Consider the following 13,778-nt stretch of genomic DNA (forward strand, 5'->3'; position numbering starts at 1 on the left):
TTGTTGAAGCAGGGTTCAGCGGGCGTTGAGAATCTTCTCGGCAATCATCTGGCCGATGGGGATGGCCGAGGTCGCGGCCGGGGAAGGGGCATTGCAGACATGCACCATGCGTGGGGTTTCGGCGAACAGGAAATCGTGCACCAGGGTGCCGTCGCGCATGACCGCCTGGGCCCGGATACCGGCTTCGTAGGGCAGCAGGTCCTCGACTTCCAGTGATGGGCAATACTTGCGGCACTGTTCCAGATAGCCGCGTTTGAACAGCGAATTCTTCATTTCCGTGGTGCCGGAACCGAGGTTGTTCCAGAGGGTTTTCCAGAACCCCGGGAAGCGGGTGTACTCGGCCACGTCACGCCAGTTGATCGAGAACTTGCGGTAGTTCTCCCGGCCCAGTCCCAGCACGGCGTTCGGCCCGACCGTGACGCTGCCGTCGATCATCCGCGTCAGGTGTACGCCCAGGAAGGGCAACTCCGGGTCGGGAATTGGGTAGATCAGGTGGTTGACGATGGCGTTCCTGGAGGCGGGCAGGCGGTAATACTCGCCGCGAAACGGGATGATCTGGTGATCGATCCTGACCCCGGCCAGCGTCGCCAGGCGATCGGATTGCAGGCCTGCACAGGCCACCAGTTGCCGGGCCTGCCAGACCTTGTCCTGGCTGCTGATGGTTACGTTGTCGGCGGATTCGCGAATGGCGGTGACGGTGGTCTGCAGGCAGATCTCGCCGCCCGCGGCCTCGATCACCCGAGCCATGGCCTGACAGACCTCCTTGTAGTCGACAATCCCGGTGGCATCGAGAAACAGCCCGCCCAGACCGACGATGTTCGGCTCACGGCGTTGCAGTTCGGCGGCATCCAGGCGCTCGACTTTCAGCCCGTTCTGCTGCGAGCGCTCGTACAGCGCGTGCATGCGCTCGACTTCCAGTGGGTTGGATGCCACCAGCAACTTGCCACAGACGTCGAACTTGATCTGGTGCTCGGTGCAGAACGCTTTGGTCGCCTGGGCGCCACGCTTGCACAGCTCAGCCTTGAGACTGCCTGGGGCGTAGTAGATGCCGGCGTGGATCACACCACTGTTGTGCCCGGTCTGGTGCCGGGCCAGGCTGGTTTCCTTTTCCAGGATCAGCAACGAGGCGTCAGGCTGACGCTCGAGGAGTGCCATGGCGGTGGCGAGGCCGACGATACCGCCGCCGATGATGCAATAGTCATAGATCATGCAGGTGTCACCTTGGCTTTCTTGTCAGAGAGTCTGCTTATCAGGTTGTCAGACAAAGTCATTCAAACGAAAGACGCTGCCGCGCAGCGCCCCGGGTACAGCGGGTTCAGGGTGTTTCAGTCGATGCTGGGCAGGTCTATGTTCAAGCGCTTGGCCGCAGCGCGTAGATGCGCCTCGGCACAGGCCGCGGCTTGGGTCCGGTCACCGGCGGCGATCGCTTCGTACAGGGCTTGGTGTTCACGACCGGCATCGGCGGAGCCGCCGACCGAATGCGCCGCGGAGTTTTCCCAGGCGGTGCGTCGCGCCTCGGCCAATTGCCCGCGCAGAAAGTCGTGGAAAGCGACGAAGTAGTCATTCTTGCTGGCGTCGGCGATGGCGCGGTGGAACTCGACATCGGCCAGGGCGGCGGCGGCAAAGTCGCTGCGCTTGTCGTGCATCTCTTGCAGCGCGGTGCGCATGCGCAACAAGTCGGCCTCGTCACGGCGCTGGGCGGCGATGGACGCGGCCTGGGTCTCGGTCCACAGGCGCATTTCGAACATCTGTACCAGATCCGGCTTACGTCCCTTCTTGCTGGGAAAGCGAAACACCGTGCCATTGGGGTTCTGGGAAATGTACGAGCCAAGCCCCCGGCGGCTGATCAGGATGCCATCGGCCTTGAGTTGCGCCACGGCCTCGCGTACCACCGAACGGCTGACGTTCAACTGTTCGGTCAGTTGCTGCTCGGTGGGCAGTCGCGATTCGGCGGTCAGGCGGCCGGAATCGATTTCTTCACGGATGGCGTTGACTACCCGTTCGACCAGGGAGTCGGGGCGCTGAAGTTGAAGCATGAGAGGGATGGCTCGCAAGTCAGGTTGTCAGACAATGCCTTTGTGCTGATTTCTTGTCAAGAAATCAGCCGTCGGCTCACAGTTCGCTGATGTAGGTGCCGGTGCCCTTGAGGATGTTCTGCAGGGTTTCTTCGACCTCGGCCAAATCGGCTTGCGCCGTGCTGTGGAGGATTTCCAGGTGGTCGTCGCCGTTGAGCGCATCGGCGTCTGCCGCAGCGATTTCGATCAGCAGGCGGGTAGGGCTCAGGGTGACCTTGACGCCGTCGAGCGTGGAGGGCTCGCCATCGAGGGTGATTTCCAGCTCGTCCTCGTCCGGGTAGCGGGTCATCAGGAACATGTCGCCCTGATTGCTGTGGCAGCACAGCATGGCCAGGTTGTCTTCTTCGTCATCGCACGGGTTGGCGATCAGGTGGGCGGTGGTCAGTTGCATGTGAACAGTCCTGGCGCGGGGCGCGGTGTGGGCAGGCAAAGGGCGATTTTGCCAGTCCCGGTGTTTTTTTGCTGGGTTGTGTTGGGTGGGCACCCGATATTTTTCTTATGTGCCCAATGAATCGGGCGTTGTCCGAATATCAGCCGTGTTAATTGAGTAGGACGTTTCCTTAAGTTAAAGTGTGAATCTTGTGATGAACTTTCCTATGGTTTTGTAGGGCGTTTATTGGACGTAGGAATAATAAGAATAAATCGGGTTGTTTATTGTTTTTTCCTCTGTTTGTAACTTATGTTGTCGTCCCGAATGCAACGGAATGCAACGAACGATGAGTGAAGAGGGAGTTAGGTTGATGAACGAGTATTTTGAACCGCTGGGTGAAGTAAAACATCTGTCCGAGCCGGAAATCGAGGTCCTTTATCAGCGTTATCTGGCGGGGGAAAAAACCAGTCACCTGATTGCCGAATACAAAATACCGGGGGCGGTGAGAAGTTTGCTGAAAGTGTTGCCGCCGTTGCTCAGCAAAGAACTCAAGTGTCCTTACTGTGACCTGCCGATGTGGGTCAAAAGGCATGCGCGGGGAACACCTGAGTCCCTGCGTCCGCCGTTCCAGTGTGTGCGCTGTGAACACCGGGTTTACCCTCACGGGCCATACAGTCGACACATGGCCTGTAGTTGCACGACCTGTTACAAGGTCAGGCAACAGGCGCTGTCTGCCCAGGCACAGCGTGACCGCGATGAACTGGTCAGACAGTACGGCGTTTGCCGTGAACCCGTGCCTTACGCCACCCTGAGTTTCGTCCAGAAACTGACGCTGCTGGCGGTACTCGACGCAGGTAAGCCCGGCACGGACAGTATCGCGCCGCTGGATGCCTTGACGCGCAACGAAGCCTTGGCGCCCAGCGAGGTAATCAGTGAAGACCTGTTGAAGAAGTTTCACGAGGCCGGGGTGTTGCGGGTTGATCCTGAATCGGACATCCACGCCTTTGAACGCGCGGCAGGCTGCAGGATCCGTAATTTCCTGGCGGTGCGCTGGCTGCCCAATGTCGCGCTTGAAGCGGGCCAGTGCAGTACACGTGATGCGCTGTATCGAGCGCTTTATCAGGAATTGTCGGGGCGTGTCCAGCCAGCCTGGAAGAGCGAGTTGTATAACTTGATGTTTAATCTGGCCCGAGAGGAGTCCTTGGCCTATATCCGTGTGCTGGCCAGTGAAGTCAACTTTGTGTTTGGCGCCGAGAATCGTGCCGAATCGGTTGTGGGGCAGTTACTGCAAGACTTCTCGGTCAGTGAAATTTACTACTTCGCCCGGATCGCGGTAAAGAATGCAGCGCATTTTTATGCCACCGGCAACTCCAAGGGGCGAAACCATGCCTCCAACACCATTCCCGGTAATATGTTGAGCACCGCCCAGAGTGCACTCGCCGACAACTGGCGAAAGTCGGCCTATCGAGACCCTCGCGTTGCACAATCGGCTTTGCATCGGCTGCTGTACGACGTCGTGCTCAAGGATAGCGGGGCCGGCTTTTCGAAATCTCCCGGCGTGTACTGGCGCGAAGAGCTGGTGCCGCGGTTTTTTTCAGCCCCGGGGTTCGGTGCGGGCACGTCCCCGTCTGTGGAGGTGTTCTGTCGTGAGTGCGACTCCGGCAACATCGATGTCAGGATGGACAAGGTTTCCCTGGATACGCTGTGCTACGACTGTGGGACGGTGAGTCAATTCCAGGCGATTCATGATGTGAGTGATTGAGGCGAAGTTGCCTGGACGGGGTTAGCGCGGGAGGGCTGGGTGAGCCTGCTGTGTACTGAGCTAAATGTCACAAAATGTGCCGCGAACAGTGTCTGACTTATCGGTTTTTTTTGGTACGAAAGTACCGCAATTCCCGGCATGGAACCGCCATTTTTCCCCGCGACTGCTAGTGTTAGTCGAGGCGCCGCCCTTGAGCTGCGTGACGATGACCGAATATGTCGCAGCATCGCAAGCACGGGCCTTGCCGCACTCGTTAAGCTGCGCAACGGATGGACACCTGTAAAGGCATTGCTTGTTAAGTCGGCAGTCGTTTTTGCAGATGCCCATCCTTGGAAGGTGAATGTGACCTGAGTGTCTCGTCCAGCTTCACCCACCTGTCGTCCTGTTTCCTCTGCCCGAGAATCAGGAACAGGGTGACGGGTTGCCCCGAAAAGGGGTTTTGCACGCGACGCTTCCATCAATAACAAGCCCAAGCGGAGTACCACAGATGGCGTTCTTCACCGCAGCCAGCAAAGCCGACTTCCAGCACCAACTGCAAGCGGCACTGGCGCAGCACATCAGTGAACAGGCACTGCCACAAGTGGCGCTGTTCGCTGAACAATTCTTCGGCATTATTTCTCTTGATGAACTCACCCAGCGCCGGTTGTCCGACCTCGCCGGCTGCACGCTTTCCGCCTGGCGCCTGCTTGAGCGCTTTGATCACGCGCAACCTCAGGTGCGCGTATACAACCCCGATTACGAACGCCACGGCTGGCAGTCGACCCACACCGCGGTCGAAGTGCTGCACCACGACTTGCCATTCCTCGTGGACTCGGTCCGTACCGAGCTGAACCGTCGCGGCTACAGCATCCATACCCTGCAGACCACCGTGCTGAGCGTGCGTCGTGGCGCCAAGGGCGAGTTGCTGGAAATCCTGCCTAAAGGCACCCAGGGTGAGGGCATTCTTCAAGAATCGCTGATGTACCTGGAAATCGACCGCTGCGCCAACGTGGCCGAACTCAATGTGTTGAGCCGGGAACTGGAACAGGTTCTCGGTGAAGTCCGCGTTGCGGTCGCCGATTTCGAGCCGATGAAAGCCAAGGTCCAGGAAATCCTCACCGGGCTGGACAACAGCCAGTTCGCGGTCGATGCCGACCAGAAAGGCGAGATCAAGGGCTTCCTGGAATGGCTGGTGGGCAACCACTTCACCTTCCTCGGCTATGAAGAGTTCGTGGTCCGCGATGAAGCCGATGGCGGCCATATCGTCTATGACCAGGACTCGTTCCTGGGCCTGACCAAGCTGTTGCGTACCGGCCTGACTCATGACGACCGTCGCATCGAAGACTACGCCGTGAACTACCTGCGCGAACCGACCCTGTTGTCGTTCGCCAAGGCCGCGCACCCAAGCCGTGTCCACCGTCCGGCTTACCCTGACTACGTGTCGATCCGTGAAATCGATGCCGACGGCAACGTCATCAAGGAATGCCGTTTCATGGGCCTGTACACCTCGTCGGTGTATGGCGAGAGCGTGCGGGTCATCCCGTACATCCGCCGCAAGGTCGAGGAAATCGAACAGCGTTCCGGCTTCCAGGCCAAGGCTCACCTGGGCAAGGAACTGGCGCAGGTGCTTGAAGTCCTGCCCCGTGACGATCTGTTCCAGACCCCGGTGGACGAACTGTTCAGCACCGTGATGTCGATCGTGCAGATCCAGGAGCGCAACAAGATTCGCGTGTTCCTGCGCAAGGACCCGTACGGCCGCTTCTGCTACTGCCTGGCCTATGTGCCGCGTGACATCTACTCCACCGAGGTGCGCCAGAAGATCCAGCAAGTGCTGATGGATCGCCTCAAAGCCACCGATTGCGAGTTCTGGACCTTCTTCTCCGAGTCGGTACTGGCTCGTGTGCAGCTGATTCTGCGGGTTGACCCGAAGAACCGCCTGGACATCGACCCGCTGCTGCTGGAAAAGGAAGTGGTCCAGGCCTGCCGCAGCTGGCAGGACGACTACGCCAGCCTTGTGATCGAAAGCTTCGGCGAAGCCCACGGCACCAATGTGCTGGCCGACTTCCCGAAAGGCTTCCCGGCAGGTTTCCGCGAGCGCTTCGCCGCGCATTCGGCCGTGGTCGACATGCAGCACCTGTTGAGCCTCTCCGAGGCCAACCCGCTGGTCATGAGCTTCTACCAGCCGCTGGCCCAGAGTACCGGCCAGCAACTGCTGCACTGCAAGCTGTATCACGCCGATACCCCATTGGCGCTGTCCGACGTGCTGCCGATCCTGGAAAACCTCGGCCTGCGCGTGCTGGGTGAGTTCCCGTATCGCCTGCGTCACAACAGCGGCCGCGAGTTCTGGATCCACGACTTCGCGTTCACCGCCGCCGAAGGCCTGAACCTGGACATCCAGCAGCTCAACGACACGCTGCAGGACGCCTTTGTCCACATCGTTCGCGGCGATGCCGAAAACGATGCGTTCAACCGCCTGGTGCTGACGGCCGGCCTGCCATGGCGCGACGTGGCGCTGCTGCGTGCCTACGCCCGTTACCTGAAGCAGATTCGCCTGGGCTTCGACCTGGGTTACATCGCCAGCACCCTGAACAACCACACCGACATCGCTCGCGAGTTGACCCGGTTGTTCAAGACCCGCTTCTACCTGGCCCGCAAGCTGACCAGCGACGATCTGGACGACAAGCAGCAGCGCCTGGAACACGCGATTCTGACTGCCCTGGACGACGTTCAGGTGCTCAACGAAGACCGTATCCTGCGTCGCTACCTGGACCTGATCAAGGCTACCCTGCGGACCAACTTCTACCAGACCGACGCCAACGGTCAGAACAAGTCCTACTTCAGCTTCAAGTTCAACCCGCACGCCATTCCAGAGCTGCCAAAGCCGGTGCCGAAGTTTGAAATCTTCGTGTACTCGCCGCGTGTCGAAGGCGTGCACCTGCGCTTCGGCAACGTGGCGCGCGGTGGCCTGCGCTGGTCCGACCGTGAAGAAGACTTCCGTACCGAAGTCCTGGGCCTGGTAAAAGCCCAGCAAGTGAAGAACTCGGTCATCGTGCCGGTGGGCGCCAAGGGCGGCTTCCTGCCCCGTCGCCTGCCGCTGGGCGGCAGCCGTGACGAGATCGCGGCCGAGGGCATCGCCTGCTACCGCATCTTCATTTCGGGCCTGCTGGACATCACCGACAACCTGAAAGACGGCGCCCTGGTGCCGCCGGCCAACGTCGTGCGTCATGACGACGATGACCCGTACCTGGTGGTCGCAGCGGACAAGGGCACTGCAACCTTCTCCGACATCGCCAACGGCATCGCCATCGACTACGGTTTCTGGCTGGGTGACGCGTTCGCCTCGGGCGGTTCGGCCGGTTACGACCACAAGAAAATGGGCATCACCGCCAAGGGCGCGTGGGTCGGCGTACAACGTCACTTCCGCGAGCGCGGCATCAATGTCCAGGAAGACAGCATTACCGTGGTCGGCGTCGGCGACATGGCCGGTGACGTGTTCGGTAACGGTTTGCTGATGTCCGACAAGCTGCAACTGGTCGCCGCCTTCAACCACCTGCACATCTTCATCGACCCGAATCCTGAGCCTGCCAATAGCTTCGCCGAGCGTCAGCGCCTGTTCGACCTGCCGCGTTCGGCCTGGTCGGACTACGACACCAGTATCATGTCCGAAGGCGGCGGGATCTTCTCCCGTAGCGCGAAGAGCATTGCCATCTCCGCGCAGATGAAAGAGCGCTTCGACATCCAGGCCGACAAGCTGACCCCGACCGAACTGCTGAACGCCTTGCTCAAGGCACCGGTAGACCTGTTGTGGAACGGCGGTATCGGTACCTACGTCAAGGCCAGCAGCGAAAGCCACGCCGATGTCGGCGACAAGGCCAACGATGCACTGCGCGTCAACGGTAACGAACTGCGCTGCAAGGTCGTGGGCGAGGGCGGTAACCTGGGCATGACCCAACTGGGTCGCGTCGAGTTCGGCCTCAATGGTGGCGGTTCCAACACCGACTTCATCGACAACGCCGGTGGCGTGGACTGCTCCGACCACGAAGTGAACATCAAGATCCTGCTGAACGAAGTGGTTCAGGCCGGTGACATGACCGAGAAGCAACGTAACCAGTTGCTCGGCAGCATGACCGATGAAGTCGGCGGCCTGGTGCTCGGCAACAACTACAAGCAGACCCAGGCCCTGTCCCTGGCGGCCCGCCGTGCCTTTGTGCGGATTGCCGAGTACAAGCGCCTGATGAACGACCTGGAAGGCCGTGGCAAGCTGGATCGCGCCATCGAGTTCCTGCCGTCGGAAGAGGCGATCACCGAGCGTGTCGCGGCAGGCCATGGCCTGACCCGTGCCGAGCTGTCGGTGCTGATTTCCTACAGCAAGATCGACCTCAAGGAGCAGTTGCTGGGCTCCCTGGTGCCGGACGACGACTACCTGACGCGCGACATGGAAACCGCTTTCCCGCCGATGCTGGTGAGCAAGTTCTCCGAAGCCATGCGTCGTCACCGCCTCAAGCGCGAGATCGTCAGCACCCAGATCGCCAACGATCTGGTCAACCACATGGGCATCACCTTCGTCCAGCGTCTCAAAGAGTCCACCGGCATGAGCCCGGCGAACGTGGCGGGTGCGTACGTGATCGTGCGTGACATCTTCCACCTCCCGCACTGGTTCCGTCAGATCGAGGCTCTGGATTACCAGGTCTCGGCGGATGTCCAGTTGGAACTGATGGATGAACTGATGCGCCTGGGCCGTCGTGCCACGCGCTGGTTCTTGCGCAGCCGTCGCAACGAGCAGAATGCTGCCCGTGACGTCGCCCACTTCGGTCCGCACCTGGCCGCGCTGGGTCTCAAGCTCGACGAACTGCTCGAAGGCCCGACCCGTGAAGGCTGGCAGACCCGTTATCAGGCTTACGTCGCCGCTGGCGTGCCTGAGTTGCTGGCACGCATGGTTGCAGGTACCACGCACCTGTACACCCTGCTGCCAATCATCGAGGCGGCCGACGTGACCGGCCAGAACGCAGCCGACGTGGCCAAGGCCTACTTCGCCGTAGGCAGCGCGCTGGACCTGACCTGGTACCTGCAACAGATCAGCGCCTTGACGGTTGAAAACAACTGGCAAGCCCTGGCCCGTGAAGCGTTCCGTGACGACATCGACTGGCAGCAGCGTGCGATCACCATTTCGGTCCTGCAAATGGGCGAGGGTGAACAGGACGTGGAAACCCGTCTGGCGCTGTGGATGGAGCAGAACCAGGCCATGGTCGAGCGCTGGCGCGCAATGCTGGTGGACATCCGTGCCGCTAGCGGCACCGACTACGCCATGTACGCGGTGGCCAACCGCGAACTGCTGGACCTGGCGTTGAGCGGTCAAGCGGTGGTGCCTGTCACTGCCTGATTGAGCGTTGAATGAAAAAGCCCCGTCTCGAGAGAGGCGGGGCTTTTTTGTCTGCGTGATTCCCTGTGTTCCCCCCCCCTCATTCGTTGTGGGGTAGGCCCGCTCACGCAGGCCGATTCAGTGATCAGTTCTGCAGTGGGATCAGTATTTTCTCGTCAGGCGACAGGACCATGAACACCAGCAATTTGGCCGGTTGGGTGCTGCTGGCATTTTTCGACACCAGGTGCTCGGAGCCTGCCGGTTCGTACCAGTATTCGCCTGCCTTGTAGGTGATGGCCTTGCCGCCCTTGACCTGGGAAACAACCTCCCCCGAGACCACGTAGGCCATGGCGGTGCCCTCATGTTTGTGGGCGATGGACGACTGGCCGGGCAGGTAGTCGACTTCGATCATCAGCGCCTTCTTGCCGGGTGCGTTTTGCAGCATCTCGTCCTGCAGTACCGTGACTTTTTCTGACGGGGCACCGGCTTCGTGGGCCAATACAGGGGCGGATGCCAGCAGGCTCAGGACGGTCAGGGTGCTTGCGAGTAACGGTAGCGGTCTCATGCTCATCACCTATGGGTGTGTTGATCAAGTGTGCGAATCAGGCTTAACGTTAAGCCTGCATCCGGGATCAACAAACAGCCAATTGTTGCGAAGCTGAGCAGACCAATGAGCGCCGGGCGAGTGTCCGGGGTGCACTTGTTATCGTTCAAACTATCGGAAAGCTGTTGAAGTCGATGCTGCTGGCCAGTCGACTGTCGAGCAAACTGATGAAACCTTGCACCTCGGGGCAGTTGAAGTGGGTTTGCATGGCGGTTTCCGATTGCCAGTGGGCACTGACGGTCCACCGATTGTCATCCTCCGGGCAGCGATCAACCATGTAGGTGTCGCAATCGGGGAGTTGGCGCAAGGTGTCGACGATCTGCTGCAAGTGCCGGCCCAGTTCATCGGAGCAGCCAGGGGCGGCCTGGACCTGGACCGTGTTGATCATTTTCGCGGGCATCGCACAGGCTCCCTTTTCAAGCCGCACAGGCCGTGTTCAGGATGGGGTGACATTCGTGCAGGATAGGCCCGTATACGGTAGCGGCCAACGACCAATTGGCTGTAAAAGCCCCATGCCAATAGACCTCAGGCGACTTGCTGCAAGAGGTCGCGCAGGCGGTCCAGGGCGGTATCGATGTCCAGGGTATCGATCGCGCCAAACCCCATGAACAGCCCGGCGCGAGGGGCTTGCTGATAAAAGAATTCGCTCAGGCCATAGAGCCCAACCTCGACGTCTTTCGCTCGCTCAATGAGTCGCGACACATCCACCTCCACCTTGCACAGCAGCACCATGTGAAACCCGGCGGTGCTCGGCACGGCCTCAAGCCAGGGTGAAAGGTCGTCGGCAACCCGCGCCAGGATTCGCTCGCGACGCCCGGCGTAGACCGTGTGGCAGCGGCGAATATGCTTGAGCAGGCAGCCTTCGTCGATGAACTTGGCCAACGCCCATTGCGGCAGGGTCGAGGTGTGCAGGTCGGTCAACTGCTTGGCGCGGATGACCGCCTCGAGGATGGCTGGCGGCAGGATGGCGTAACCCAGCCGCAACTCGGGCAGCAAGGTTTTGGAGAAGGTCCCGACATAAGCCACGAGCCCGTGTTGATCCAGGCTCTGCAGGGAGTCGGTGGGCCGGCCCTCGTAGCGGAACTCGCTGTCGTAGTCATCCTCGATGATAATCGCGCCCAACGCGTGAGCCCTGGCCAGCAAGGCTTCACGTCGAGCCTGGCTCATGGGCATGCCCAAGGGGAACTGGTGCGAGGGCGTGACGTAGATCAGCCGGGTGCCTTCGGGAATCGACGCCACCTCAATGCCTTCGCCATCGACCGGCACGCCGACCACCTCGGCACCGTGGGAGGCGAACAGCAGGCGGGCCGGCGGATAGCCGGGGTCTTCCATGGCCACCAGGCTGCCGGGCTGGATCAGCACCCGGCCAATCAGGTCCAGCGCCTGCTGCGCACCGTTGCACACCACCACGTCCTGGTCCTGGCAAATCACCCCGCGAGAAAACGCGATATGCCGGGCGATGGCACTGCGCAGGGCCGGGAGACCTTCGGCCTGACTGTAAAAGCCCATGACGCTGGCGACCTGGCGCAGTGCATGGGCGGTGCAACGGCGCCAGTCGTCCCGGGGGAACAGGCCCTTGCTGGTGGCGCCGCCAATGAAGTCATAACGCAATGAAGCGTCCGGGGCGGGGTGACGCAGGAACGTCGGCAGGTTGCGCCAGCGTTCTATGATTTCGCGGCTGGCCAGCTCCGAGTGGCTTTGCTTGCGCGCCAGCGCTGAAGTCCGGATGTTGACGTAGGTGCCTTTGCCGACGATCCCGGTCAGGTAGTTTTCGTAGGTCAATTGCGTATAGGTGTCGGAGATGGTCTTGCGCGAGATCCCCAGTTGCTCGGCCAGCAAGCGGCTGGGCGGCAGTTGCGTGCCGGCGGCCAGGCGGCCCGATTCGATGGCGCTGCGCAGCTGCTGGTACAGCTGGCCTGCGAGGTCCTTGCGGCCATTGATCACAACGTGAAGTTCCATACCCGCGAGGCTCCTGCGGTGGTGAGGGTGAGGCGGCTGACGACAGGTTACTCGCAGAGGCGGGGGGCTGCACCTGATCAACGCCCACGCCCGGGAGCAGGCCACGCTCGCCAAGGCAGGCATATTGCGATTACCCTCGAAGGCCAGGCTGCACGTGGCCACTGGATCACAGCGGGCAACGGATACCGCGCAGCACCGCTTTCAAGGAAGAATTCCCTATGTCGACCTGCGATCCCGTCATCACCCTCGAGCGTTTCAGCGAAGCTCACATCGAGGGCATTACCACGCTGTACAACGACCCCGCGGTTGCTCGTCAGGTGCTGCAAACGCCTTACCAGTCCACCGAGGTCTGGCGCGAACGCCTGGCGTCCAGGAACGAGCGGGTGGTGCAACTGGTGGCGTTGCATCAGGGGCAGGTGATCGGCAACATCGGCCTGGAGCAGTTCTCGCGCATTCGGCGCAGTCATTGCGCCAACATCGGCATGGGGGTCGCGGTGGCGTGGCAGGGAAAAGGCTTGGGTACTCGCTTGTTGGCCACGGTGCTGGACCTCGCGGACAACTGGATGAACGTGCAACGGGTGGAATTGTCGGTGTATGCGGACAACGACGCGGCGATCGGGCTGTATCGCAAGTTCGGCTTCGAGACCGAGGGCCTGTTCCGCCAGTATGCGGTGCGTGACGGTCAGCTGGTAGACGCCCTGAGCATGGCACGTTTGCGCCATTCGCCCAAGGCGTCCTGACTCAGTCGCCCAAGGCAAAGGCCACGGCGGCATGGGCGTGCAGTTCGGTGGTGTCGAGCAGGTATTAGTCGTACATCGCCCGCGAGCATCTGTCATGCTCAGTGTTCGTAACACGGGTTAGTCCGAGGAACAGCGCAATGGACGACGTACAGCAACTGGGTGAAATGCTTCGCCACTACGCAGAAAGCGAAGCGCACAAGAAACAGGTGTTTGAAAGCCAGTCGGCGGTGTGGGCCATGCGAATCGGCGAATTGTTCGACCAGATCGAACAATGGCTGGCACCGGTCAGGACGCCGAATTTGCTTGAGGTGAGCCGGGAGGTCTATGTCGCGTTCGGGGCCAGTGTGCCGGTGGAAACCTCGGCTTTCAAGTCCGAGAAACTGAGCATTCTGATCGCCGGCAAACCGGTGGAGTTCGTGCCCGAGGTGATGGGCGCCGGCGGGTTGATCACCTTGGCGGTGGTGGGCCTGACCGCCGCGCGTTATGGCAGTGTGTCACTGGTGTGCCTGCCGCCATCGACCGAGTGGCAGTGGCGCAAGACCAACGGTTTGAAAGACCCGGACACCTTTGCCTTTGATGCCAATTTCCTGGCCCAGCAGCTGCAGAGCCTGATTCCGCGTGAGCGGGGGTGAGGTAGTTGGGACCAGCACCCGACTTTGTGGCGGGCATCTGACCCTGTGGGAGCGCATCAAACCTCCACATTGCCCCAGCCCGGTTTCGCCACCTCGGGTGCGACCGCGTTGATGGTCTTGCCGGTGGCCTGCTCCACGCGCCGCGCCACTTCGGGGTCGTCGGCAAAGGGGATCAGGCTGGCATCGTCCAGGCTCTCGGGCGATTGATGCCGCAAGCAGTACTCCACCGACAGATACAGGCACGCCACCGCCGCCAGATTCAGCATCACGTCCATCATGATCAACGTTCCCTCAGGTG

General features: G+C 60.9%; 11 protein-coding genes. 4 read left to right on the top strand and 7 right to left on the bottom strand.

Annotation, left to right across the window (positions count from 1 at the left end; genetic code table 11):
- Window positions 1-15 precede the first annotated feature (15 nt).
- From lhgO to CKW29_RS00165, 3 genes are all read right to left on the bottom strand, one after another.
- The gene (gene lhgO, locus CKW29_RS00155) at window positions 16-1,209 is read right to left on the bottom strand and encodes an L-2-hydroxyglutarate oxidase (RefSeq protein ID WP_095147640.1); all 1,194 of its coding nucleotides are present in this window, start codon (window positions 1,207-1,209) and stop codon (window positions 16-18) included.
- Window positions 1,210-1,325: 116 nt separating this feature from the next.
- Window positions 1,326-2,036 carry a FadR/GntR family transcriptional regulator gene (locus tag CKW29_RS00160; RefSeq protein ID WP_095147641.1) on the bottom strand — a complete coding sequence of 237 codons (711 nt, stop codon included), beginning with the start codon at window positions 2,034-2,036 and terminating at the stop codon, window positions 1,326-1,328.
- A gap of 76 nt (window positions 2,037-2,112) precedes the next feature.
- Entirely contained in the window at window positions 2,113-2,466 is a 354-nt protein-coding gene (locus tag CKW29_RS00165) for a hypothetical protein (RefSeq protein WP_095147642.1), read from the bottom strand.
- Window positions 2,467-2,722: 256 nt separating this feature from the next.
- On the opposite strand from CKW29_RS00165, the gene CKW29_RS00170 reads away from it, so the two are divergent.
- Together CKW29_RS00170 and CKW29_RS00175 are read left to right on the top strand one after the other, a co-directional pair.
- A complete protein-coding gene (locus CKW29_RS00170) occupies window positions 2,723-4,207 on the top strand; it encodes a hypothetical protein (protein ID WP_256584805.1) in 1,485 nt (494 codons plus the stop codon).
- A 487-nt stretch (window positions 4,208-4,694) separates the two neighbouring features.
- Window positions 4,695-9,566 (top strand): NAD-glutamate dehydrogenase, encoded by a 4,872-nt coding sequence (locus CKW29_RS00175; RefSeq protein ID WP_095143581.1) that lies wholly within the window; start codon window positions 4,695-4,697, stop codon window positions 9,564-9,566.
- Window positions 9,567-9,690: 124 nt separating this feature from the next.
- Here CKW29_RS00175 and CKW29_RS00180 read toward each other — a convergent pair whose 3' ends face one another.
- The 3 genes from CKW29_RS00180 to CKW29_RS00190 form a co-directional block, all read right to left on the bottom strand.
- Entirely contained in the window at window positions 9,691-10,110 is a 420-nt protein-coding gene (locus CKW29_RS00180; RefSeq protein WP_095147644.1) for a cupin domain-containing protein, read from the bottom strand.
- A gap of 145 nt (window positions 10,111-10,255) precedes the next feature.
- A complete protein-coding gene (locus tag CKW29_RS00185) occupies window positions 10,256-10,549 on the bottom strand; it encodes a putative quinol monooxygenase (RefSeq protein WP_095144076.1) in 294 nt (97 codons plus the stop codon).
- Between the two features lie 125 nt (window positions 10,550-10,674).
- On the bottom strand, window positions 10,675-12,108 hold the full coding sequence (locus tag CKW29_RS00190) for a PLP-dependent aminotransferase family protein (RefSeq protein ID WP_095147645.1): 1,434 nt from the start codon (window positions 12,106-12,108) through the stop codon (window positions 10,675-10,677).
- A gap of 218 nt (window positions 12,109-12,326) precedes the next feature.
- Here CKW29_RS00190 and CKW29_RS00195 point away from each other — a divergent pair, with 218 nt between their 5' ends.
- Both CKW29_RS00195 and CKW29_RS00200 read left to right on the top strand, forming a co-directional pair.
- Complete coding sequence (locus CKW29_RS00195) at window positions 12,327-12,848, top strand: GNAT family N-acetyltransferase (RefSeq protein ID WP_095144078.1); 522 nt, start codon at window positions 12,327-12,329, stop codon at window positions 12,846-12,848.
- A 137-nt stretch (window positions 12,849-12,985) separates the two neighbouring features.
- Window positions 12,986-13,480 (top strand): hypothetical protein, encoded by a 495-nt coding sequence (locus CKW29_RS00200; RefSeq protein ID WP_095079153.1) that lies wholly within the window; start codon window positions 12,986-12,988, stop codon window positions 13,478-13,480.
- A 56-nt stretch (window positions 13,481-13,536) separates the two neighbouring features.
- Here CKW29_RS00200 and CKW29_RS00205 read toward each other — a convergent pair whose 3' ends face one another.
- Complete coding sequence (locus CKW29_RS00205) at window positions 13,537-13,758, bottom strand: CcoQ/FixQ family Cbb3-type cytochrome c oxidase assembly chaperone (RefSeq protein ID WP_095147646.1); 222 nt, start codon at window positions 13,756-13,758, stop codon at window positions 13,537-13,539.
- Between the last annotated feature and the right edge of the window lie 20 nt (window positions 13,759-13,778).

Source organism: Pseudomonas sp. Irchel s3a18, from assembly GCF_900187535.1.
In the GTDB taxonomy this organism is placed as follows: Bacteria; Pseudomonadota; Gammaproteobacteria; order Pseudomonadales; family Pseudomonadaceae; genus Aquipseudomonas.